The 23485-nt window shown below is 74.1% G+C and carries 20 protein-coding genes and 1 pseudogene; 5 read left to right on the top strand and 16 right to left on the bottom strand.

Annotated features, from left to right (window positions below):
• Positions 1–633 precede the first annotated feature (633 nt).
• The 5 genes from AC156L_RS27705 to AC156L_RS27725 all read right to left on the bottom strand — a co-directional run bounded on the left by AC156L_RS27705 (position 634) and on the right by AC156L_RS27725 (position 7528).
• On the bottom strand, positions 634–1719 hold the full coding sequence (locus AC156L_RS27705) for a hypothetical protein (protein WP_330878510.1): 1086 nt from the start codon (positions 1717–1719) through the stop codon (positions 634–636).
• On the bottom strand, positions 1716–2660 hold the full coding sequence (locus AC156L_RS27710) for a hypothetical protein (protein WP_330878511.1): 945 nt from the start codon (positions 2658–2660) through the stop codon (positions 1716–1718). Before AC156L_RS27710 ends, AC156L_RS27705 begins: the two co-directional genes overlap by 4 nt.
• Positions 2661–2811: 151 nt before the next feature.
• Positions 2812–4392, bottom strand: a complete 1581-nt coding sequence (locus AC156L_RS27715) for an AfsR/SARP family transcriptional regulator (RefSeq protein WP_330878512.1) — start codon at positions 4390–4392, stop codon at positions 2812–2814.
• Positions 4393–4445: 53 nt separating this feature from the next.
• Positions 4446–5987 carry a long-chain-fatty-acid--CoA ligase gene (locus tag AC156L_RS27720; protein WP_330878513.1) on the bottom strand — a complete coding sequence of 514 codons (1542 nt, stop codon included), beginning with the start codon at positions 5985–5987 and terminating at the stop codon, positions 4446–4448.
• The gene (locus AC156L_RS27725) at positions 5984–7528 is read right to left on the bottom strand and encodes an AMP-binding protein (RefSeq protein WP_330878514.1); all 1545 of its coding nucleotides are present in this window, start codon (positions 7526–7528) and stop codon (positions 5984–5986) included. The genes AC156L_RS27720 and AC156L_RS27725 overlap by 4 nt, the downstream gene beginning before the upstream one ends.
• A gap of 255 nt (positions 7529–7783) precedes the next feature.
• Between AC156L_RS27725 and hemA the strand changes: the two genes are divergently transcribed.
• Positions 7784–9007, top strand: coding sequence for a 5-aminolevulinate synthase (hemA, locus tag AC156L_RS27730; RefSeq protein ID WP_330878515.1), 1224 nt, complete (start codon positions 7784–7786; stop codon positions 9005–9007).
• A 190-nt stretch (positions 9008–9197) separates the two neighbouring features.
• Here the strand turns inward: hemA and AC156L_RS27735 are convergent.
• Positions 9198–9350 (bottom strand): annotated as a pseudogene (locus tag AC156L_RS27735) (nitroreductase/quinone reductase family protein); the annotation flags it as partial.
• Here AC156L_RS27735 and AC156L_RS27740 point away from each other — a divergent pair.
• Both AC156L_RS27740 and AC156L_RS27745 read left to right on the top strand, forming a co-directional pair.
• Complete coding sequence (locus AC156L_RS27740) at positions 9288–9665, top strand: hypothetical protein (protein WP_330878516.1); 378 nt, start codon at positions 9288–9290, stop codon at positions 9663–9665. The pseudogene AC156L_RS27735 and the gene AC156L_RS27740 overlap by 63 nt on opposite strands.
• 92 nt (positions 9666–9757) lie before the next feature.
• Positions 9758–11437, top strand: coding sequence for a serine/threonine-protein kinase (locus tag AC156L_RS27745; RefSeq protein WP_330878517.1), 1680 nt, complete (start codon positions 9758–9760; stop codon positions 11435–11437).
• On the opposite strand, the gene AC156L_RS27750 is transcribed toward AC156L_RS27745, so the two are convergent.
• The 5 genes from AC156L_RS27750 to AC156L_RS27770 form a co-directional block, all read right to left on the bottom strand.
• A complete protein-coding gene (locus AC156L_RS27750) occupies positions 11424–12230 on the bottom strand; it encodes an ABC transporter ATP-binding protein (protein ID WP_330878518.1) in 807 nt (268 codons plus the stop codon). The two genes, AC156L_RS27745 and AC156L_RS27750, sit on opposite strands and share 14 nt — an antisense overlap.
• On the bottom strand, positions 12227–13258 hold the full coding sequence (locus tag AC156L_RS27755) for a FecCD family ABC transporter permease (protein WP_330878519.1): 1032 nt from the start codon (positions 13256–13258) through the stop codon (positions 12227–12229). The genes AC156L_RS27750 and AC156L_RS27755 overlap by 4 nt, the downstream gene beginning before the upstream one ends.
• Positions 13255–14301 (bottom strand): FecCD family ABC transporter permease, encoded by a 1047-nt coding sequence (locus tag AC156L_RS27760; RefSeq protein ID WP_330878520.1) that lies wholly within the window; start codon positions 14299–14301, stop codon positions 13255–13257. The genes AC156L_RS27755 and AC156L_RS27760 overlap by 4 nt, the downstream gene beginning before the upstream one ends.
• Positions 14298–15332 carry an iron-siderophore ABC transporter substrate-binding protein gene (locus tag AC156L_RS27765; RefSeq protein ID WP_330878521.1) on the bottom strand — a complete coding sequence of 345 codons (1035 nt, stop codon included), beginning with the start codon at positions 15330–15332 and terminating at the stop codon, positions 14298–14300. The genes AC156L_RS27760 and AC156L_RS27765 overlap by 4 nt, the downstream gene beginning before the upstream one ends.
• Positions 15333–15548: 216 nt before the next feature.
• The gene (locus tag AC156L_RS27770) at positions 15549–17030 is read right to left on the bottom strand and encodes a carboxylesterase/lipase family protein (protein ID WP_330878522.1); all 1482 of its coding nucleotides are present in this window, start codon (positions 17028–17030) and stop codon (positions 15549–15551) included.
• Positions 17031–17112: 82 nt separating this feature from the next.
• Here AC156L_RS27770 and AC156L_RS27775 point away from each other — a divergent pair, with 82 nt between their 5' ends.
• The gene (locus tag AC156L_RS27775) at positions 17113–17703 is read left to right on the top strand and encodes a TetR/AcrR family transcriptional regulator (protein ID WP_330878523.1); all 591 of its coding nucleotides are present in this window, start codon (positions 17113–17115) and stop codon (positions 17701–17703) included.
• 26 nt (positions 17704–17729) lie between these two features.
• Here the strand turns inward: AC156L_RS27775 and AC156L_RS27780 are convergent, their stop codons facing one another.
• From AC156L_RS27780 to AC156L_RS27795, 4 genes are all read right to left on the bottom strand, one after another.
• Entirely contained in the window at positions 17730–19250 is a 1521-nt protein-coding gene (locus tag AC156L_RS27780) for a DUF4185 domain-containing protein (RefSeq protein WP_330878524.1), read from the bottom strand.
• A 31-nt stretch (positions 19251–19281) separates the two neighbouring features.
• A complete protein-coding gene (locus AC156L_RS27785; RefSeq protein ID WP_330878525.1) occupies positions 19282–19782 on the bottom strand; it encodes a hypothetical protein in 501 nt (166 codons plus the stop codon).
• A 390-nt stretch (positions 19783–20172) separates the two neighbouring features.
• Positions 20173–20550 (bottom strand): nucleoside triphosphate pyrophosphohydrolase family protein, encoded by a 378-nt coding sequence (locus tag AC156L_RS27790; protein WP_330878526.1) that lies wholly within the window; start codon positions 20548–20550, stop codon positions 20173–20175.
• Complete coding sequence (locus tag AC156L_RS27795) at positions 20547–21572, bottom strand: saccharopine dehydrogenase family protein (RefSeq protein ID WP_330878527.1); 1026 nt, start codon at positions 21570–21572, stop codon at positions 20547–20549. The genes AC156L_RS27790 and AC156L_RS27795 overlap by 4 nt, the downstream gene beginning before the upstream one ends.
• A gap of 96 nt (positions 21573–21668) precedes the next feature.
• Between AC156L_RS27795 and AC156L_RS27800 the strand changes: the two genes are divergently transcribed.
• Positions 21669–22628, top strand: coding sequence for a helix-turn-helix transcriptional regulator (locus AC156L_RS27800; RefSeq protein ID WP_330878528.1), 960 nt, complete (start codon positions 21669–21671; stop codon positions 22626–22628).
• Positions 22629–22638: 10 nt separating this feature from the next.
• On the opposite strand, the gene AC156L_RS27805 is transcribed toward AC156L_RS27800, so the two are convergent.
• Entirely contained in the window at positions 22639–23469 is an 831-nt protein-coding gene (locus AC156L_RS27805; RefSeq protein WP_330878529.1) for a helix-turn-helix domain-containing protein, read from the bottom strand.
• Positions 23470–23485 lie beyond the last annotated feature (16 nt).

Consider the following 23485-nt stretch of genomic DNA (forward strand, 5'->3'; position numbering starts at 1 on the left):
CGACAACGGGCGCGCGGTCGACTCACCGGCCATTCCACCGCCCCCACGCCGCGCGCCGATAGCGCCCGCATATCTCGCCTTCGCCGCCACCGGGCGGAACGGCCGCCAGGGCACCGCACCGTTCGTCCGGCCGCCGTTCACACCCGCGGCCCACGGGCGGACTCACCGCCACCAGGACAATCCACAACGGACGTGCTCGGAGCCTGACCCAGCGGACACTTCGCGGTCCATCCCTCCCGCGCGCGGGGTTCCGGCGTGCGACAGCCGGGTTTCACGGGTGCGGGGCGGTGCGGACGGAGGAGCCGGAATGCCACCCGTCGCGGGACGCGGCTCTGCGACGAGGGACATCAGGACCGGTCGCGCGTTCACCCGCCCGTGCTTCGAACCGGCCGGTGATGGCCACCACCGCGAGCACGAGAGGTGGAGCCTCGCGTGACGAGCTGGACCCGCGCCCCGGTTCCCGTGCTCGGCGCACCGCACCACCGAGCACGGGAACGCTCCGGCCCCGATGCCCGTGGCGGCGCCCGCACCGGGAGGCGGGACGCGAGTTCGGCCGGGCCCCCTCGACCGCTCACCGTCCACACAGGACCGCGACCCCCGTGACCGTCACGCTCCCCCGTGGAGGTCGAGCGGTCAGTACAGACCTTCCACCCCGGTGCGAACGGCCGCCAGCGGGCGCACGTTCGCCACGCCGTCCGCCAGTCCCGAGCTCGGCCGGTGGTGGATCGCCTCGTCCCGCTCCAGCACGTTGGGCAGGAACAGGTCCCGGTGCAGCACCGTCAGCCGCACCCGCCCCACCGCGCCCACCGGCACGACCGTACGACCGTCCGCGCGATCCACCACGGCCATCGTCACGTGCGGGTAGTTCGGCGTGTAGGGCATGAGGTCACCGCCCTGCTCGACCGGCAGCCCGGCCGCGTTGCCGAAGGTGTTGCCGTAGCTCAGACCGCAGATCCCGCCGTCGAGCGCGGCGACGAACTCGCGGTACATCCGCGGGCTGAGCTGGGTGCCGCTCAGCCGCACGCCCCCGAGCCGCGCCACGGCGGCGGGATCGCGGCGCAGCAACGCCTTCAGCAGCGCGGGCGTGGTGTTGAGGTAGTCGATCCCGCCGACCCGGAGGACGTCGAGGACCTGGTCGAGCAGGTGGTTGGTGTAGTCCGTGGCCTCGGCGAGCTTGCCCGCGCTGATCAGCCGCTTCACCCACCGCGGGTCCATGTCGATCGCGTAGGTCAGCCCGCCGTGCAGCCCGGAGGTCTCCCACGTGCCGTTGCCGATCAGGTGCGGCCCGGTCGGCGTCGCCTGCAACCAGCGGCGCCGCGGCTCGAAGCCCTCGGTGACGAACGACCAGCGCCGCCACACACCGCGGTGCACGATCATCTCGGGGGTGTAGAACACGCGGCACGGCGACCCCGTCGTGCCGCCCGAATCCCACACCCGCCCGGAGAGCGGGCGCGGCACGGCCAGCGGCACGAAGTCGGCGGGATCGTTGTGCCGCAACAGGTCGAGGTCGGTCGGCCCCAGGTCGGGAAGCTGGTCGTACCGGGTGATGTCGCGCGGGTCGAACGGCAGCCCGGCCGCCGTCCGCAGCCAGTACGGGCTGCCGGTCTCGGGGTCGAAGTGGCGCCGCACCACCTCGCGGGTCCACGCGTCGAGGTCGGTGCCCAGCCAGCGGTCGACCAGCTCGTCGCACTCGGCGGCCGTCGGGTCCGGCGCGGTCACGGGGCGGTGCCCAGCTCGACTCCCAGTTCGTAGCTGGTCAGCAGCAGCTTCTCGACGTCCTCCGGGCGCTGCACGTGCACCACCGGGAAGGGGAAGGACAGCAGCCCCTCCGGGATCGACCCGCCGACCACCACGCCCAGCTCCACGCCGCCCGCGTGCATCGCCCGCGTCACCTGGGTCAGGTCGATCGGGTCGACGGCGTTGCGCAGGAACACGTCCCGCACGTCCTCGGCCGTGGTCAGGCGCTTCTCGTCGAAGCAGGAGTACAGCGGCACGTCCGGCGCGGTGAAGGCCATGCCCGCGACGTGCGGGGCGAGCGCGTCCCGCAGGTGGTTCCGCAGCGGGGTGTGCACCGCCACGGCGCGGCCCGGCAGCACGGTCACCTGCCCGGCAGGCCGCTCACCCGCGACCCGGTGCAGCGCGTCCAGGTGTCCGGCCAGCAGGTAGATGCCCTGGGCGCCGTCCGCGGTGCGGCCGAAGTACCCGGCCCGGTACACCTCGCCGTCGACGGTCAGCTCGTCCGCGCCGTCCGGTCCCGGCACCGCCGCGATGGCCAGGCCCTCCTCGGGCCCGCCCGACGGTTCCTCGTGCGCGCCGGAGCGCAGCAGCACGTCCAGGAACGCGGGCCGGTCCACCGCACCGGCCAGGCAGGAGGCGGTCATCGCGCCCAGGCTCAGCCCGCCGATGGCGCCCGGCCGGATGCCCGACGCGGCGAGCTGGTCGTGCACGGCCAGCGCCAGCGCGGCCTCCCGCACCATGCCGATGGTCCGGCGCTCGCGCAGCTCGTCGGGCAGCTCCCCGGCGAGCATCCGCTCGACCGGCACACCGGTCAGACCCGAGACCTCGTCGTAGGTGCGCTGCACACCGGGGAACGCGTCGTAGAGCTCCGTACCTTGCGGCACGGCACCGACGCCGCCACCGAGCAGGTATCCCAGCGTCATCGCATCACTCCAGAACTGGGGCGCGGCACGCCCATCCGCGGGGGCTCCCGGCGACCGGAATCCGGTCGCTGGGCCGAAGTCTGCGCAGGGCGCATAGCGGCGGGGTATCGCGTTCCGCACTCGCGGCAGGCAATTCGGACAATCGGCTCATTCAGTCCACTGAGGTCGTGCCACCGGGTCGTTCGTCGAGCGTGAGCAGCGTGACGCCGGGGAATCCGCTCCCCCAGCCCTCGCGGTCCAGGCCGGGACGGGCCGTGGCCACGACGAGCATCGGCACCGCCCGACCACCGGACGCGACCAGCTCGACCAGCTCGCGCAGAGGACCTCCCACGGCCCGGTCGACGTCCTCGACGACGACCACCAGCGCGCGGTGCGCCGCGGTGAGCTCCAGGAGCCCGCGGACGGCGGCCAGCCGCGCCCACCGCTCGTCCGGGACCACCGGCCAGGGGTCACCGGTCAGCAGTTCTTCCAGGCAGGGCAGCAGGTTCGGTGCCCGTCCCGGTCCGGCCAGCCTGCGGACGACCACCCCGAGCCGCTCCAGCGCGGCGGCGGGCGGGTCGAGGTCGCCGATCCCGCAGCACGACCGGACCAGCGCGGCCACCGGGTCCGCGGCGGACCGGTCGTCGGCCGGGGCCCTCGCCACGAGGCAGCGGAAGGTCCGCTCCTCGTGCGCGGACGCCGCGAGTTCGTCCACCAGCCTGGTCTTCCCGCTGCCCGGCGCGCCGAGGACGGTGGCGAGGTGCGGACGCCGCCGCGACCGGGTGAGCGCCAGCAGCCCCCGCAGCACGTCGAGTTCGGGGCTCCGCCCGGCCGCGGCTGGCCGGGGTGGACGACGGGGGTCCGCCGCCTGCCGGGGGCGGTCCGGCGGCGCGAGCGGCCTCGGTCCCGCGCCCCCGATCAGCGAGAGCGCGGCGGGCTGGTCCAGCACCGGGTCGTGGGTGAGGATCGCGCGTTCGAGCAGCCGCAGGGCGCGGCCGGGTTCGAGCCCGAACCGCTCCCCCAGGTGCGTCCTCAGCCGCTGGAACACCGCGAGCGCGTCGACCTGCCGCCCGCAGCGGTAGAGCGCGAGCATGAGCTGGCCGGACAGCCGTTCCCGGTCGCGCCGCAGGTCGACGGCCACCTCCAGCTCGGCGGCGATCCCGTGGTGCCGCCCGCACGCGAGGTCGGCTTCGAAGCGGTCCTCCAGGACCGCGCTGCGCAAACCCCTCAGCTCCACCAGTTCCGACCACGCGACACCAGTCTCGACGAGGTCGGCGAGGGCGCAGCCGCGCCACAGGTCGAGGCCCTCGCGCAGCGCCGAGGCCGCCCGCTCCCAGTCACCCGCGGCGAGGTCGGACCTGCCCTGCGCGGCGAGGCGCTGGAACCCCGCCAGGTCGACGGCCGACGGGGCCACCCGGAACTGGTAGCCGGAGGCGTGGCTGAGCAGCGCCGCGACGTCGGCGCCGACCCCGTTGCGGGTCAGGGTCCCGCGCAGCGCGGAGATCGCGTTCTGGAGCATCTTGCGGGCGCTGGGCGGCGGGCCGCCGGTCCACAGCGCGCGCACCAGGTCGCTCGTCGTGACCACCTGGCCCGCGTTGAGCAGCAGGAAGCCCAGCGCGGAGCGCTGCACGACCCCGCGGACCGGCAGCGGGCGCCCGTCGACCGTCACCTCCAGCGGTCCGAGCACGCGGAACCGGACCGACGGCCGGTCCGGCAGGCGCACCGGCGCCACCTCCACCAGCGAAGTGCTCACGGTTGTGCCTCTCACCGGCGTGCCCCTCGGCCACGCGCCACGGAACCGGGGTCCTAGCGGCCCGCGTACCGGGCGACCAGGTCCCGCTTGAGGACCTTCCCGCTCGGTCCCAGGGGGAACTCGCGGGTGAACCGCACCAGCCGCGGGTACTTGTACGGGGCGATCCTGGCCTTCGCCCACTCGACGATGTCCGCCGCGCACGCCTGGTCGTCGGCCACGCCGGGCCGGGTGCGCACGACGGCGCAGACCTCCTCGCCGTACCGCTCGTCGGGGATCCCGATGACGGACACCTGCGCGATGTCCGGGTGGCGGGCCAGCAGGTCCTCCACCTCGCGGGGGTAGACGTTGTGCCCGCCCCTGATGACCATGTCCTTCTTCCGGTCCACGATGGACAGGTAGCCGTCGGCGTCCTTGACGCCCAGGTCCCCCGAGCGGAACCAGCCGTCCACGATCGCCTCGGCGGTGGCCTCGGGACGGCCGAGGTAGCCCGCCATCACGTTGTGCCCCCGGATCACGACCTCGCCGACCTCGCCGGGGGGCAGCAGTTCGACGCGGTCCGCCACGTCGGCGCGCGCGACCTCCACCTCTACGCCCCAGATCGGCTTGCCGACCGTGCCGGGCCGCCGGGGCCAGTGCTCCTGGTTGTAGCTGACCACCGGGGACGTCTCGGTGAGGCCGTAGCCCTCGTAGATCGGGCAGCCGAACACCTCCTCGAACCGCTCCAGCACCGCGACGGGCAGCGCCGACCCGCCGGAGAACGCGCGGTCCAGCGCGGGCCTGCGCGGGTCGGCCGCGGCGGCGTCGAGCAGGTCGAGGTACATCGTGGGGACGCCCATGAACACCGTGCAGCCCTCGGCGACCATCAGCTCCAGCGCCGAGCGGCCCTCGAAGCGGGACATCAGCACGAGGGTGCCGCCCGCCAGGAAGCAGGTCGCCATCCCGCAGACCTGCCCGAAGGTGTGGAACAGGGGCAGGCAGCCGAGCAGGACGTCGGTGGGGCGGAACGCGAACGGCGCGACCGCCGTCGTGGCGACGTTCATCACCAGGTTCAGGTGGGTGATCATCGCGCCCTTGGGCTGCCCGGTGGTGCCGGACGTGTAGAGCACGACGGCGAGGTCCTCCGGCGCGCGCGGCACCGGCACGCCCTCGGCGGGTTCGGCCGCCGCGGCGAGGACGTCGAGCCGCGGGTGCCCGGTCCCGTCGTCGGCCATGACCGTCAGCACCGGCACGCCTGCGGCCTCGGCGGCGGGAGCGCCCTCGCCCAGCATCTCGGCGCCGCACACCAGCCCGGTCGCGCCGGAGTCGCGCAGCACGTGCTCGACCTCGCCCGACCGCAGCAGGCCGTGCACCGGGACGGCCACGGCCCCGATGGCCAGTACCGCGAAGTACACCTTGGGGAAGTGCGGCGTGTTGGGCAGCAGCACCGCGATCCGGTCGCCCGCGCGGACACCGCGGTCGAGGAGCACCGCGGCGTAGCGGCGGGCGTCCTCCCACAGGTCGCCGTAGCCGATGCGCTCCTCGCCGAAGACGACGGCCGGGTGCTCCGGGCGGCGCCGCGCGGTGTCGGCGAGGATCGCGGCGGCCGACAGCGTCACAGGACCATGTCCTCGGCCACCAGCAGGGTCTTGTCGGGTTTGCCCGCGCCGTCGAGCGGGATGTGCTCGCGGAACCGGATCACGTCGGGCACGTGCTTCTCCGACAGCTCCACGGCGACGTGCGCGGCCAGCGCCTCGGTCGAGACGTCCTCGCGCGGCACGACGACGGCGTGGACGTGCTCGCCCCGGTCGGCGTCCTTCACGCAGTAGACGGCGGCCTGCGCCACGGCGGGGTGGGCCAGCAGGGCCTGCTCGACGGTGCTCGGCCGGATCTTGATGCCGTGCGCCTTGATCACCTCGGCCATCCTGCCGTGGATGCGGAGGTAGCCCTTGTCGTCCAGCGAGCCGAGGTCGCCGGTGTGCAGCCAGCCGTCGCGGATCGTGCGCGCGGTCAGCTCGGGCTCGCCCCAGTACCCGATCATGGTCAACGGCGACCGCACGCAGATCTCGCCGGTCTCGCCCGTGGGGAGCACCCGGTCGGTCTCCGGCTCGTGGACGCGGACCTCGGCCATCATCGGGCGGCCGACGGTCCGGCGCAGTTCGGGGTCGAAGTGCTCGGCCGGACCGAGCATCGTGATGCCGCCGGTCTCGGTGGTGCCGTAGAACTGCACCAGCCGTTCGCCGAAGACCTTGACGGCCTCCGCGAGCCGGGTCGGCGAGGCGGGGCTGCCCACGTACATGACGCCCTTGAGGGACGACAGGTCGGCCGTGTGCACGCGGGGGTGGTCGAGAAGCTGGTAGAGCTGGGACGGCGAGACGACCGCGAGGGAGATGCCCTCCTGCTCCACGGCGTCGAGGAACCGGCCCGCGTCGAAGCCCTCGTGGAACACGATGGTCCCGCCGGAGGCCAGGGTGTTGTCGGCCATGCCGCCGGTCGAGTGGCTGACCGGCAGCGTCGCGAGGTAGACCAGGGTCTCCCCGGACGACAGCGCGGCCTCGATGTAGAGGCGCCGCAGGCGGAACGGGACCGCGATCCCCTTCGGGGCGCCGGTGCTGCCGCTGGTGTAGAGCACCACGGCGGGCTCGTCCGGCCGTTCGGGCACGGAGTCGAGGTCGATCGCGTCCGGGTCGCCCGAGGAGAGGTCGAGCACGTCCTCGGCGAGCGGTTCCACGGCCGCGAGGCGCGGCGGCCGGTCCACGCCGTCCAGCAGTCGGCGGGCCAGCGGCAGGTTCGCCGCGTCCACGGCGAGCACGGTCGTGCCGGTGGCGCGGAGGATGTCGCGCCGGTGCCGCTCGGCGAGCTGGTCGGTCGGGTCCACGGCGTTGGTCGAGTGCAGGTGCACCACCATGGCGCCCGCCAGGTTCGCCGCGTACCGCAGGACGAGCGTGGCCGGGGTGTTGATCTCGGTCAGGATGGCCACGACCGGGCGCACGCCCTCGGTGACCGTCCCGGAGAGGACGTCCGCGGCCGCGCGGACCGCGCGGCTGAACCCGTCGGCCGTCAGCGACCCCCCGGAGAACGTCACAGCGGTGCGCTCCGGCTCGCGGCCCAGCACCCCGAGGATGGTGGAGACGTAATGGCCGGTCGGCGGTTTCGTCACCGTCGTCAACTCCAGTCCGCGTTTTTCCCGTCGACCCGCGAATTCGGATCACATTCTGCCGCCGCACAATGGCACGGCGCGCGTAGCGTCGCGATATCGTTCCACCGGACGCCAATCCGGACACCAATTCCGCGATGCCCCGATTACCGGCGAGTGGAACGCGGGGCGTTGCGCACGGCACTCCGTCGGCTACCTTTCCGGCAAGGGCAGCATTCTTCACCCGTGATCAACCGCGGAGCGGAGCGAATCGACGCGATGGAACGTTATCTGGACATTTTCTCGCACCTCACCGAGGGGTTCGAAGGCGGTAAGCGGGATTTCCTGGAGATCGGCCGGATCGCGGGCCGGTTCCCGTCGGCGACCGCGCGCGTGGCCGACGGCGCCGACCTCACCCCCATCAGCGTGTGGTGCAGCAACGACTACCTCGGCATGGGCCAGCACCCGAAGGTGCTGGAGGCTGCGACGACCGCCATCGCCGAGCACGGCGTCGGCTCCGGCGGCTCCCGCAACATCGGCGGCACGAACCACTACCACGTGCTGCTGGAAGCGGAACTGGCCGGGCTGCACGAGAAGGAGGACGCCCTCCTGTTCTCCACCGGCTATTCCGCGAACGACGGGTCGCTTTCGGTCATCGCGGGCAGGCTGCCCGACTGCCTGGTGTTCTCCGACGCGCTCAACCACGCGTCCATCATCGACGGCCTCCGGCACAGCAAAGCGGAGAAGCGGATCTTCCGGCACAACGACGTGGAACACCTGGCCGAACTGCTCGCGGCGGCCGACCCGGCCCGGCCGAAGCTCATCGTCGCCGAGTCGGTGTACTCGATGAACGGTGACGTGGCCCCGCTCGCGGAGATCGCGGACCTCGCCGACCGGTACGGCGCGATGACCTACCTCGACGAGGTGCACGCGGTCGGCATGTACGGCCCGCAGGGGGCCGGGATCGCCGCGCGGCTCGGCATCGCCGACCGGTTCACCGTCATCATGGGCACCCTCGCCAAGGGCTTCGGCGCGACCGGCGGCTACCTCACCGGGCCGTCCGCGGTGATCCAGGCGGTCCGGATGTTCGCGCGCTCCTTCATCTTCACCACCGCGATGCCGCCCGCCGTCGCCGCGTCGGCGCTGGCCGCCGTGCGCCACCTCCGCTCCTCCGAGGTGGAGCGCGACCGGCTGGCCCGCAACGCCGCGGCGCTGCACGCGCTGCTCGACGAGCGCAAGATCCCCTACATCTCGGGGGACTCGCACATCGTCTCCGTGCAGGTCCACGACGACGAGCTGTGCAAGCGCGCGTCGCACCTGCTCCTGGAGCGCCACGGCCTGTACGTGCAGGCGATCAACGCGCCCAGCGTCCCGCAGGGCCAGGAGATCCTCCGGGTGGCGCCCAGCGCGGTGCACACCGAGGAGGAGGTGGAGGCGTTCGCGCGGGCCCTCGGGGACATCTGGCGCGAACTCGGCCTGCACGACGGCCGGGACGCCGCCTGACCGGGGGCGGTGCGGCGGGCTCCCGCCGCGCGCCGCCGTCACCGGACCGGTTCCAGGGCCACCACGGGGATGACCCGGCTGGTGGCCCGCTGGTCGTCGCCCAAGCCGGGGTGCGGCGCGGTCTGACGGGCGTGGGCGCGGTTCCACCGCGCACCGGGACCCGCTCGGCGCCGACCTCGACCGTGGTGGCCTGGTCGGCCCTGAGGTTGTGCCACCACACCGGATCGGTGTCCGCGCCGCCCTTCGTGGCGAAGACGAGGTAGCGCCCCCCGTCCGCGAGGTGCGCCAGCGGGGTGACCTGCTCCGCGCCGCAGCGGGCTCCGGTGCCGCGCAGCAGGAGCAGCGTGGCGCCCGCGACGCGGCCACCGACCCGGCCGCCGCTCGCCCGGAACTCGGCGGTGACGGACGCGGTGGGGTCGTCGGGGTGGTCCACGCACCCCTCCGCGCCGCCGCCGGACAACGTCGCCGGGTCGGGGTCCGCGACGACGGCGATGGCCGCGTCCAGCGCCGCGCCGCGGGCGGTCAACGCGCGCTCCTCGCCCACCCCACCGCCTTCGGCGCGTCCGCACGGGGTGCGAACGCGCCCGATGGCCACCCGACCGCCGCGGGACGCGTGTCCGTCCGCGCCCCGCGCGGTGGCGCGGTTGATCAACCGTAGGATGGCTCACGTTCTCGCGGGAGCGCGCTCCGCGCGACGACCGCCGGGGCGTCCGGATCCGAGGCGCCCCCGACCCGCTCGAAGGGATTGCCGTGAAGCCGCTCGGTGCGTCCGACCCGACCGCGATCGGTCGGTACCGGATCCTGGCAGAGCTGGGCCGGGGCGGCATGGGCCGCGTGCTGCTGGGTTCCGGTCCGGACGGGCGGCTGGTCGCGGTCAAGCTGATCCACGTCGGGCTCGTCGGGGACGAGGGGTTCCGCGTCCGCTTCAGCCGCGAGGTCGAGGCGTCCAGGAAGGTCTCCGGGGCCTACACCGCCGCGGTCGTCGAGGCCGACGCGGAGGCCGAGATCCCCTGGCTGGCGTCGGTGTTCGTGCCCGGCCCCTCGCTGCACGACGCCGTGGCGGCGACCGGGCCGCTGTCGGAGGAGTCCGCGCTGCGCCTGGCGGCCGGGCTCGCGACGGCGCTGATGGAGATCCACCGGGTCGGCCTGGTGCACCGGGACCTCAAGCCCTCCAACGTCCTGCTGACCGACGACGGCCTCCGCGTGATCGACTTCGGCATCGCCAAGGCCGTGGACGACCCCGGCAACAACCTCACCCACGCGGGCTCGATGGTCGGCTCGCCGGGGTTCATGTCGCCGGAGCAGATCGAGGACGGCACGCTCGGTCCGGCGAGCGACGTGTTCTCCCTCGGCGCGGTGCTCGCCGCCGCGTGCACGGGCCGGAGCCCGTTCACCGGCGCGTCCACGCTCCAGACGCTGAACAACGTGGTGAGCGTCCGCACCGACCTCTCGGCGCTCCCGCCGCGGGTGCGGCACATCGTGGAGCGGTGCCTGGAGAAGGACCCGAGGAGACGGCCGCGACCGGAGCAGGTCCTCGACCTGGCGCACCCGGTCCCGCCGTCGGTGCGGCCCTGGCTGCCCGCCGTCCACCGGCTGATCGACGACCAGCGCGCCGCCGTCTCCCGCTTCCTGCCCGCCGGGCCGGGGTCCGTTCCCCTGGAGGAGCAGACGATCCGCGTGGCCGTGCCCCGGCCGCAGCCCACCTCGGTCTACGCCGCGGTCGAGCGCGCCCAGGTCCAGCACGGGGGCGAGGCACCGCCGCCGCCCGCGCGCCGGGGCCCTCGGTGGGGTGTGGTGGTCGCCGCGAGCGCCGCCGTCGTCGCGCTGGTGGCGGGCGGGGCGGTCGTCTGGCAGAAGTGGCCGCTGTCCGGGAGCGCGAGCGGCGACACGGGTGGGGCGTCGCGGAGCACCACCGCGGGCACGACCACCACCACGGCCGGTACCACGTCGACCACGACCTCGGCGAAGTCCTCCTCCCCCACGACCACCACCACGGCCGAGCCCCCGGCCCTGAAGGAGCTGCGGCTCTACTGGAACGGCGACCTCCAGGACAACGCGACCTGCGCGGACGAGAACTGCCTCGTCCGCGAGCGCGGCGGGTACGGCCTCGCGGGGGTGCAGGGCCGGGTCCTGGTGTCCCCCGAGGACGGCGCGGTGCCGCTGAAGAGCTTCTGGAACGAGGCCCGCGGCGACGTCGTCACCTGCGGCACCCAGGCGTGCGTGGACGAGCAGGCCGTGGTGGGCTACACGTTCCTCCGCGACGAGGGCTTCGTGTACAGCTCCCCCCGGCCCGGCACGGTCCCGCTGCGGCTGTTCTGGAACGCCGAGCGCGAGGACAACGCCACGTGCGCGACCGAGCAGTGCGCCGCGGACCAGGCGAGCGTCGGCTACGTGTACGTCCGGGACGAGGGCTTCGTCACCGCGGGCTGACGTGGTGCTTGCCCACCGGGAGCATGAGCGGCCTGCCCGAGACCGGGTCGACGATGATCCGGCACTCCAGGCCGAACGCGGCGCGCACGCCCTCCGCCGTCAGCACCTCCTCGGCGGTGCCCGCCGCGTGCAGGCCACCGTCGGCCAGCGCGACGAGGTGGTCGGCGTAGCGCGCGGCCAGGTTGAGGTCGTGCAGCACCATCACGATGGTCGTCCCGCGGTCGCGGTTGAGGTCGGTCAGCAGGTCGAGGACCTCGATCTGGTGGCTCACGTCCAGGAACGTGGTCGGCTCGTCGAGCAGCAGCAGGTCGGTCTGCTGGGCGAGCACCATCGCGATCCAGACGCGCTGGCGCTGGCCACCCGACAGCTCGTCGACGGAGCGGTCGGCCAGGTCGGCCGTCGAGGTCGCGTCCAGCGCGGCGGCCACGGCGACGTCGTCCTCCCGGCGCCACCGCGACAGGACGCCCTGGTGCGGGTGGCGGCCCCGGCCCACCAGCTCGGTGACGGTGATGCCCTCGGGGGCCAGCGGCGACTGCGGGAGCAGGCCCATCGTCCTGGCCAGTACCTTGGCCGGGGTGCGGTGCACCAGCTTGCCGTCGAGCAGCACCCGGCCCGCCTTCGGGGCCAGCAGCCGGGACATCGAGCGCAGCAGGGTCGACTTGCCGCAGGCGTTCGCGCCGACGATCGCGGTGATCTCGCCGGGCGGGATCACCAGGTCCAGCGAGGTGATGACCGCGCGGTCGCCGTAGCCGATGGTCAGCTCCTCCACCGCGAGGGTGTGGGTGGTGGTCACAGCGAGCCTCCGGCCCGGTTGGTGCGGACGATGAGGTAGATCAGGTACGGCGCTCCCAGCACGCCGGTGACGACGCCGACCGGGTAGCGCGCGCCGAGCAGGAACTGGCCGCTGAAGTCCGCCACCAGCACCAGCAGCGCGCCGACCAGGGCCGCCGGGATCATCAGCGACCCGCTCGGTCCGACGAGCCTGGCGGCGATCGGTCCGGACAGGAACGCCACGAACGCGATCGGCCCGGTGGCCGCCGTCGCGAACGAGATCAGGCCGACCGCGGAGACGATCACGACGATCCTGGTGAGGTCGAGGCGCACGCCGAGCGCCGAGGCAGCGTCGTCGCCGAGCTGCGTGGTGGCCAGTCGGCGGGTCTGGGCGAGCAGCACCGGGCCGAGGACGACCGCGGCGCACAGGACGGGGACGACGTCGGACCAGGCGACGCCGTTGAGGCTGCCGGTGAGCCACCGCAGCGCCTGCTGGAGGTCCCAGTTGCCCGCGCCGTCGAGCACCCAGTTGATGGCGCTGGTGAGCATCGCGGCCATGCCGATGCCGATGAGGACGAGCCGGGTGCCCGCGACGCCGCCCCGGTAGGACAGGAGGTAGACGAGCAGCGCGACGCCCAGCCCGGCGGCGATGGCGAACACCTCCACGGCGGCGCCGGACAGCGAGAGCGAGACGATCGCGAACGCGGCGGCGGCGCTCGCGCCCGCGCTGATGCCGATGACGTCCGGGCTGGCCAGCGGGTTGCGCAGCATCGTCTGGAAGGTCACGCCGCCGATGCCGAAGCAGAGCCCGACGAGCGTGGCCAGCACGGCGCGCGGCAGCCGCAGCCTGCCCACGGTGAACGACGCCCCCGGCACCTGCTCGCCGAGGACGACGGCGATCACGTCGGCGGGCGGGTAGAACCGCTGGCCGACCATGAGCGAGGTCGCGACGGCCGCGAGGACCAGCGCGCCGAGCAGCGCGATCACGGTGCGGCGGCGCCGGGACCGGCGGGTCCTGGTGCGCGCGACGAGGTCGACGGTGGCGCTCACAGGGCACGGACCTTCTGCCGTCGGACGATCCAGATGAAGAACGGCGCTCCGACGAGCGCGGTGATGATGCCGACGTCGATCTCCTCCGGCCGGGTCACCAGGCGGCCGACGACGTCGGCCGAGGTGAGCAGCACCGCGCCGCCGAGCGCGGAGAACGGCAGCAGCCAGCGGTGGTCGACCCCGATCAGCAGCCTGAACAGGTGCGGGACGACCAGGCCGACGAACCCGATGGGGCCTGCCGCCGCGGTGGCCGCGCCGCACAGCACCACCGCCCCGACCGAGGCGCTGAGCCGGGTGAGCGCGACCCGTTCACCGAGACCGGCGGCCAGGTCGTCGCCCAGCGCCAGCGAGTTCAGCCCGCGCGCGGTGACCAGGCACAGGACCGCGCCGACCGCGAGGAACGGCAGCACCAGCGAGATCCGGCCGAACGACGCGCCGCCGACCCCGCCGACGTACCAGGACCGGAACGTCTCGGAGATGTCGTTGCGCGCGAGCACGACCGCGCTGATCATCGACGTGAGCGCCGCCGAGGTGACCGCGCCCGCGAGGGCGAGCTTGAGCGGCGTGGGTCCACCGCGGCCGAGGGAGCCGACGGCGTAGACGAACACCGCGGCCGTCGCGGCACCGCCGATGGCGACCCAGACGTGGGCGGTCTCGCCGACCAGGCCGAAGGAGACCATGCCGGTCACGACGGCGAGCGAGGCGCCCGTGTTCACCCCGAGGATGCCGGGGTCGGCCAGCGGGTTGCGGGTCACGCCCTGCATCACCGCTCCGGCCACGCCCAGGGACGCGCCGACCAGCACGGCCAGCACCGTGCGCGGGACGCGCTGCGAGACGGCGGCCTGCGCCAGCGTGTCCCGCGTGCCGGTGAGGCCCGCGAGGACGTCGTCCAGGCCGACGTCGCGCGCGCCCGCCACCACCGACGCGACCGCGGACACGAGCAGGGCGGCGAGCCCGAGGAGCAGCCAGGAGGTCCGGACGCGACCGGGGTGCCGCGCGGTGGCGGCACCCCGGTCCTCTCCCCGGTCCGTCGACGTGGTCACTTGACCTTGTCGGCGGCGGCCGCGAGCTTGCCCGCGTAGTCGTCCAGCACCCACGACACGGACATCGGCGTCGGGTTGGCGGCGGTCCCGGCGGGCGAGCTGCCGGACAGCATCACCACGGCGCCGTCGGCCACGGCCCGCATCTTGGACAGCAGCGGGTCGGCGGCGAGCGTGCGGCCCACCTGCTCGTCGCCGTAGCCGACGACGATGTCGACGTCGTCGAAGGCGTCGATCTGCTCCGCGCTCTGCTGGAGGGCGAACTTGTCGGTGGACGCCGAGGCGGTGGCGATGCTGCCGGGCGTGGTCATGCCGAGGTCGAGGAAGAACTCCGCGCGGGTGTCGTGCGTGGTGTAGAAGCCGACCTGGCTCAGGTCCGTGGTGTCGAAGTGCGTCATGAACATCGTCGACTTGCCCTGGAGCTGCGGGTACTTCGCCTTGACGGCACCGATCCGCCCCTCGATGTCGGAGATCATCTTCTGGCCGTCGGCGGACCGGCCGATCGCCTTGCTGCTCAGGGTGATGCTCTCCCGCCACGGGGTCGCCCAGGCGGCCTTGGGGTAGGCGACGACGGGGGCGATCTCGCTCAGCGTCGTGTACTCCTCCTGCGTGAGCCCGGAGTACGGGGCCAGGATGACGTCGGGGCGGGTGTCGGACACCGCCTCGAAGTCGATGCCGTCGGTCTCGTCGAACAGGACCGGCGTCGGGGCGCCCAGCTCCTTCAGCTTCGCCGAGACCCACGGCAGCAGGCCGTCGGTGTCGTCGTCGCCGAAGTTGGCCTTGGCCATCCCCACGGGCACGATGCCCAGCGCGAGCGGCACCTCGTGGTTGGCCCAGGCGACCGTGGCGATGCGCTCGGGCTTCTTGCTGATCGTCGTCTTCCCGAGCGCGTGCTCGACCGTGACCGGGAACGAGTCCGCGGCGGGGGTCTGCCCCGCGCCGGCCTCACCCCCGCCGTCCCCGCTCGGGGACGAACAGGCGCTGAGGACCAGCGCGGCGGCGACGGCCCCGGCCAGGAAACGGCGTGAACGCACGGGAAGAACCCCTCTCATCTGCGGCAGAGCACCGGCGGCGGTGCCGCACCCCACGCGTCCGGTCGGTGGAGGTGACGCTCCCACCACGGCGCGAAGTGTGCTTAGCCTTGCCTAAGCTAAGCGGCAGACGAGGGGGTCGGAAGATCTACCCGGTGTGATCTGAAACCCGTTTCAGCGAGGTCCCGTGCCCGTGCGGTCACGCCCCGTGTCGACCACTCATCCGGGGAGGAACCCGGCGGCGGGCAACGGCCGTTCGACCTCGACGCGCCCCTCGAACAGCCGCGAGACCGCGGGCGCGGCGTCGGAGTACTCCGGCCAGTCGGCGGTGCCGTCGGTGGCGAAACGGAGCCAGGTCCGGTGGACGTGGTCGGCCAGCGCCTGCGGCGGGTCCTCCCCCACCATGCCGCGCGGGCCGGAGACCGAGGGCAGCGTGTCGAACACGAAGCCGAGGTCCACGCCGTGGGCGGCCCCGAGGCGCCCGCGGGAGGCCGGTGAGCGCCAGTCGAACTCGAAGAAGTGGGTGCGGCCCCGGTGGGCCGCCGCGTACCGCCGGGCGGGCAGGCGGAACGACAGGTCGCCGAGGACGCGCGAGAGCACCTCGCCTCCCCGGAGGCCGGGGTGCTCCTCGCGGTAGCGGCGGAAGAGGTCGCCGCCGCGGGGGACGAGGCGCCCGAGCGCCAGGCGGGCCGCCCACGCGGGAACGCCGAGCAGGCGGTACGGGGCGAACCACGAGTTCGCCTCGTCCTCGGTCGTGCCGATCAGCAGGTCGACCTCCCGGCCCGCCCCCGCGCGCAGGGCGTCGAGCGGGTGGACCGGGAGCACGTCGTCCCCGACGACCGGGTTGACCACCCCGAGGCCGAACGACGGGTCGAACCCGGACTCGTCCCGCATGGACACCGCGCCCGGCCGGGCGGCCTTCCGCAGCGCGGTGACGAGCGCCTCCGGGTCGACCGCCCGGAACCCGTCGCGGTCCGGCGCGACGCCGAGGGTCGAGGCGAGCCGGTGGGTGACGCGGTGGGCGATCTCGACCGGGTACACGGCCGAGCCGTGGCCGCTCTGCACGATCGCCCTGCCGAACAGCCCGACCGACAGCGGACTGGTGACCAGGGCCGACACGGCGATGCCGCCCCCGGACTCGCCGAAGAGCGTCACGTTCTCCGCGTCACCCCCGAACGCGGCGATGTTGGCGCGCACCCACCGCAGGGCGGCCAGGACGTCGCGCAGCCCGAGGTTCGTCGGCGCCCCCGGCACGGCGACGAAGCCCTCGACGCCGAGGCGGTAGTTCACCGCGACGACCACCGCGCCGTCGCGGGCGAACGCGCGACCGTCGTGGACGGCGGCGTCCTTGCTGCCCAGCACCAGTCCCCCGCCGTGCACGTAGACCAGGACCGGGCGGCGCTCGGCCCCCACCGGGGCCCAGACGTTCAGGGTCAGGTAGTCGTCCCCGCGCCGCCACCCCGGACCCGTGATCGGGACCGTGTCGATGCCGGGGAACGCGAGCGCCCCCTGCGGCGCGGACGGCCCCGGCACCAGCGCGTCGCGGACGCCGATCCACGGGAGCGCCGGTTCGGGCTCGGCGAAGCGCAGGTCCCCGACTGGTGGAGCGGCGTAGGGAACACCCAGGTACGCGGCGACGCCGTCGCGGACCGATCCGCGCACCCGGCCCGCGGTCGTGTCGGCCGACTCGTGGTCCGTCATGTCGTCTCCTCACGTCGATGACGGCACGCTACGCCAGGCTGGCACTCGGTGCCAACCTGGCGCGTCCGGTAGCCTGTCGGCCGTGCCCCAGCCACCGCCCGTGCCGACCCTGTGGGACAAGACCCGCGCCCTCGTGCACTCCCAGGTGACCGACGTCGCCCTCGACCTGTTCCTCGCCCAGGGGTTCGAGGAGACGACGATCGACCAGGTGGTGGCCTCGGCGGGGATCTCCAGGCGCTCCTTCTTCCGCTACTTCGGGACGAAGGAGGACATCGTGCTGGGCGACGCCGACACCCTCGGCCCGCTGTTCGCCGAAGCGCTGGCCGCCCGCCCGAGCGACGAGGACCCGTGGACGGCGCTGGAAAGGGCGGCGTCCGCCCTGCCGTCGTCCCGCTTCCCCGAGGACCGCGCGTTCGCCATCGCCAAGCTCGTGTTCACCACACCGTCCCTGCGCGCCCGCCACGCCCAGAAGCACGCGGCCTGGCAACGCGCCCTCGTCCCCGTCCTCCAGCGGAGGATGGGCACCGCCGACGGCCCGGACATCCGCGCCACGGCCATCGTCGCGGCGGCACTCGCGTGCCTGGACGCGGCGCGGGAGGTGTGGGTCGCCACCGGGGGCACCACCCCGTTCCCGGCCCTGTACCACGAGGCCGTCGCCGCGATCAGGGACTGAACCGTCCACACCGGACCCAACCGGCATCACGGCGGACCGAGCACCACGTCATCCACCAACACCCGCAAATCCCGCCCCGCAACCGACCAACCACCCACGAACACCTCCAGATCCACCTCAACCCCAACCGCGAAGTCCACGCTCAACCACGTGTACCCCGACAGCTCACCGAACGACCGCTCCACCACCACCCCCTGCCCGAACGGCCGCCGCACACCCAAGAACCCCGCCGAACCACGCACGAACGCGGTCAACCGGTACCGCCGCCCCGGCTGCACCACGATCGGCTGGAACAGGTCGTTCCACCCCGATCCGGGCCGCACCCACCCGTTGTTCGTGCCCGAGTGGGACTGGCCGTCGTAGTCGATCCCGCCGCGGCCGGTGACCCGCCACGGCGCCGGACCCGCGCCGGGCGGCCGGTTCTCGAAACCGCCGTCGTGCAGCAGGTTGGGGTCCAGCGCGACGTCACCGAGCCGCAGCCGCATCAGGCGCACGTGGTAGGGCCCCCACTGGGACATCGCGAAGTAGAGGTCGGGGCCGTCGGCGCTCGCCGGGTGCAGGTACGAGCCGTACAGGCCGGGGAAGTCGCCGTCGTGGGCCACGACCTGGCCGCCGGTCCACGGGCCGGTGGGCTCGGTGGCGGTGCGCAGCACGACCGCCCGCCGGGTGAGGTCGAGGTGCAGCGCGACCCACCGGCCCAGGTAGCCGTTGTACAGCACGGAAAGCTCGCCCACCGGGCCCGACATGACCGGCAGCGAGCTGTCCACCGCGCCGACCCGCCACCCGGCCGCGGTCCAGTACTCGTACGCGGCGGTGTCGAGGACGCGCGCCTTGGCGACGCGGGCGACGTGGGCGTTGCCGAACCTGCCGCTCGGCGTGCCGAAGAGGTAGGCGTACCCGTCCCGCTCGGCGAACGCGCCGAGCTGGAACCGGCCTCCTCCGCCGCTGTCGGGCCAGCGGGCGGAGGTGGACTTCACCCAGGTCCGGCCGCCGTCGTCGGAGTGGGCGATCCCGGCGTAGTTGGTGCGCCACTGCCCTTCGCCGGGTCCCCACTCCCGCACGGACATGTAGTGCAGGTAGTCGCGCGAGCCGTCGCTGAAGCCCGCCGTCGGGATCACGGTCACCTCCGGCACGGAGGGGTCGGCGGGCAGGACCTGCCGCGCGTGACCGGGCCGGTCGGTGACCATGGAGTCGATGGTCATGCCGTCGGTGAGGTCGGTGTCGGTGGAGTGGGCCAGGGTGTTGAAGCGCCAGTCCGCCGGACCGCCCGCGCCCGGTCCCGTCCAGTCCGCGCCGTAGGTGTCGCCGAACGCGGTCGCGACCCGCCCCCGGCTGTCCCGCCACATGATCCCCAGGTCGGTGGCGTGGACGGTGAAGCGCTCGGCGGTGCGGTTGACGTCGCCCGCGCCCTGCCCCGCCACCAGGGCGACGGGCTGGGCCGGGGAGAGGGTGGTGGTCTGCCGAATTTCGGCACGGGCGGTGGTGACGCCGGTCGCGGCGGTGGCGACCAGCGCCGCCGCCGCGACGAGTGCGGTGGATCGGGACATGTCCTTCCCCTCCGGGGAGTCGTGCGCCGGGTCAGCAGGTCCGGTTCACGTAGGCCGAGGACAGCGAGTCGTTGGGCACGGCACCCCACGGGAAGTTGCCGCGGCTGAACCCCGGCATCCCCTGGCGGGGGTCGGTGTCCGGCTGGCCGGCGAAGAACGTGCCGCTCGCGCACGAGTCCCACGAGCTGGCCTGGTCGTTGAGGTCCAGCGGCACGTAGTGGGTGCCGGGACCGCCGGTGACGCACACCGACCAGCCCGCGTCCCACTCGGGCGAGCCGTACGGGCCGTTCTCGTAGTAGGCGAACGAGCAGGCCTCCGCCGCCACCGCCGGACCGGTGCGGGTGGCGGGCGTCAGGCAGGTCCGCCCGACCTCGCTGCCGACGTCCGGGACGAAGGTGACCTCGCACCCCGCCAACGGCACGGCGGCCCCCTCGACGCGGCCCGCCGGAGCCGACGCGCTCGCCGCGTGCCCCCCGGTGGCCAGCAGCAGGATCGCACCCGCCGCGAGGAGAGTCGTCCGCTTGACGTCCATGAGAACCCCCTGATCGGGAAGTCCGGCGACTGCCGACCAGTCGCCGCGCTGGGGTCATCCCTAGCGCCGCCCGGTTGTTCACGGTCGGGCGGCGGAGGTGCGGAACGGGACGCCGAACAACCCGACCCGACGCCGGGGGTGGGTGCGGCACCCGGAGCGGCGCACCTCGGACACGGCTGCGTCCTCGCGCCGGGCGGACCGGGCGGACCGGGCAGACCGGGCAGACCGAGCAGACCGAGCAGACCGAGCAGACCGAGCAGACCGGGCGGACCGGGCGGACCGGGCGGACCGAGCGGACCGAGCGGACCGGGCGACGATCCGGTGACCACCGCCGCGAACGCCCGCGGGCCTGCCCCACCGCACACGACGACGGCCGTCCGGCGCTCGTGCTCACACCGGCGCTCGCGGGATCTCCCGGACGCGCCGCTCCAGGTCGCGTTCGATGCGGGACATGGTCTCCCCGTAGGCGCGGTCCAGGTCGATGCCCAGGCGGTCGGCCAGCACGAAGCTCCACCAGACGCTCTCGGCGAGCTTGTGCTCCAGCTCGGCCGTGGGATCGCCGGGGACGGCCCGGGTCCCCTCGTGGGCGAGCAGCAGCCTGCCGATGCAGCCGACGTCGTTGCCGAAGCCCAGCACGAGTTCGTGCAGCGTCCACGTCTTGCCGTTGAGGTGCTCCTCCAGCCGCTCGTAGAGCGCGCGCACCCGCAGTGCGCGGTCCTTCGCCGCCGCGAGTTCCCCGTGGTGCCCGGTCGTGGTGCTCTCCTTCACAGGTCGACGATCCGGCTGTCCGCGATGGCGGTGACGATTTCCGGACCGTAGGCGGATGCGGGCGTCTGGAAGCCCGGCCTGACGTCCCCGGCGAGCACCCGGCGGGCGATCTCGACGGTCGACAGCCGGGTGAAGCCGTAGCCGGTGGGGGTGTCGGCGAACGACCGCACCACGGTGCCGTCGTGGTCGGTGACCTCGACCGCGACCCGGCTCCTGCCCAGCGCGCGCTGCCGCTCGGTGGGGCCGTCCGGCAGGTCCGCCAGGTCGCCTGAGGGGGCGGGCAGCGCCCGGCCGTTCTCGAAGTACACCTCGATGTTCGGCACCCCGGTCGAGCGCCACGCCGTGACGAGGTCCCCCATGGGCAGCAGCACGGAGCTCTCCGGGCCGTCGCCGTAGTCGAGGAGGGCCGTGGTCGGCTCGGGCAGCGCCGTGATGCGGCCGTCGGCCCGCACGAGCGCGCCCAGCTCACCGATCGAGCCGTTGCTGGCGAGCGACCCGCGCGAGAACATCGACCCGCCCGCGAACACCTCGTCCGGGTCGGGTCCCCGGTAGAGCTTGAGGCCGATCTTGAGCGTGCGCGGGCGGGGCACGCGGCGCGCGGTGTGGGCGGCGAGGCCGTCGCTGGGCACGACGTCCCACCCGGCGCCGGGCAGGAGCATCACCCCCGCCGCCTCGGCGGCGTCACCGAGGGACTCCGCGAGCGCGAAGACGGCGTACTCGGCGGTGGTGTCGAGGTAGTGCACGCCCGCGCGGACGGCGGCCCGCATCACGGGGCCCGCGGTGCGGTCGAAGGGGCCCGCCGCGTTGAGCACCACCGCGATCCCGGCCAGCCCGGCGAGCAGCGCCTCCTCGTCGTCCACGGGGAACACCGCGGCGGGCACGCCGAGTTCCTCGGCGAGCGCCGTGACCCGCGCGGCGTCGCGGCCCGCGACGGTGAGGTCGAGGCCGACCTCCTTCGCCCGGTGGGCGATCAGCCGCCCGGTGTAGCCGGTGGCCCCGTAGACAAGCAGGTGTCCGTTCATCAGTCCCGTTCCTCCGTTCAGCGCTTGCGGTCACCGGGGACGCTAGGGCGAGATCCGGACAGGTTCTGTCCGGGTCGTGCCCTACCATCCGCAGGTGTGATCAGCACCTCCGCCCGTCTGCTCCGGCTGATCTCCCTGCTGTCGTCGCGTCCGTCGTGGACGGCGGGGGCGCTCGCGGAGCGCATGGAGGTCACCGAGCGCACGGTCCGGCGCGACGTGGCGCGGCTGCGCGAACTCGGGTACGGCATCGAGTCCGATCCCGGTCCGTGGGGCGGGTACCGGCTCGGTGTGGGGCGCAGCGCCCTCCCGCTGGTGCTCGACGACGAGGAGTCGCTGGCCGTCGCCGTCGCCCTGCGCGAAGCCGCGCGGACCGGCGTGCTGGGCGGCGACCAGGCGGTGCTGTCGGCGCTGCTGAAGCTGAGCAGGCTGCTGCCGTCGGGTGTCGCGGCCCGGCTCGCCGGGATGGACACGGCCGTCGAGCACACCTCCGGTCCCGGTGAGCAGCCGCTGTCCTCGCGACTGCTGGCCGCGCTGGCCAGCGCCTGCCGCCGGGGTGAGCGCGTGCGACTGTCCTACCGCGACCGGCAGGGGCGCGAGACGGTCCGGGAGGTCGACCCGCACCGGCTGGTGTTCACCGGCCACCGCTGGTACCTCGTGGCGCTCGACGTCGCGAGAGGACGGTGGCGGACGTTCCGCGCCGACCGCGTGGCCGACGCCAGGTCGACCGGGCAGGCGGTCGAGCTCGGCACACCGCCGGACGCGGCGGAGATGGTGGCGCGCGTGCTCACCAGCGACTACCCGGTGTACGCGCGGGTGGCGCTGGCGCGGTCGCCCGACCAGGCGCGCCGTCTGGTCCCGCCGACGGCGGGCACGTGCGAGGCCGACGGGGCCGGGGGCACGGTCGTCACGATCGGCGGCGTGGACCCCGAGTCGCTCGCACGGCGGCTGCTCCAGCTCGGCACGCCGTTCCGCGTGCTGTCACCGGACGCGGTGCGCGACGCCGTCCACCGGCACGCGCTGGCGCTGGCCGAGGACAACCCGCCCACCGCCCCCTGACCGCGGCGCGTCAGCTCCCCGCGTGCTGGGAGACCAGGCGGGACAGCGCCTCCGCGCTGCGGCTGCCCGGTTCCGCGGTGCCGACGAGGAGCTGCTGGCCGGGCGCGTCGTGCACGTCGAAGGTCTGGTAGGTCAGGTCGACACGACCGACCACGGGGTGCGCGAACACCTTGAACGCGCGGGTCAGCCCGCCGACGGACTGGTCCTCCCACAGCTCCCGGAACTCCGGTGAGGCCTCCAGCAGGTCGTCGACCAGCTCGGAGATCTCGCGGTCGTTCGGGAACCGGCCCGCGTTGAGCCTCAGCGCGAACACCGTGGCGCGGACGACCGTCGACCACTCGACGAACACCGACCGCGCCACCGGGTGCTGGAACAGCACCCGCACCACGTTGGCGGTGCCCTCGAAGGGCGCCAGCAGGGCGGTGGCGACGGTGTTGGCGGCCAGCACGTCGAACGACGGGCCCAGCACGTAGGCGGCCGACGTCGGGAACGCCTCCAGGAGCTGGAGCAGCGACGGGTGCACGAGGGCGAGGGGGCTGTCCTGGCCGAGGCGGGGGGTCAGCCCCGCGAGCCGGTACAGGTGCTCCTCGGCGTCCGCGCGCAGCCGGAGCGCCCGGCCGATCGCCGCCAGCACCTGCGCCGACGGGTTGCGCTCCCGGCCCTGTTCGAGCCGGGCGTAGTAGTCCGCGCTCACCCCGGCCAGGACCGCCACCTCCTCCCGGCGCAGGCCCGCCACCCGACGGCTGCCGCCCGCGCCGACGAGTCCCGCGTCGGCGGGGTCCAGCCGCGCGCGGCTCGCACGGAGGAAGGCGCCGAGCGGGTTGTCCTGGTCAGCGGGCATGGCCGCGACGGTACCG

This window comes from Umezawaea sp. (genome assembly GCF_057122925.1).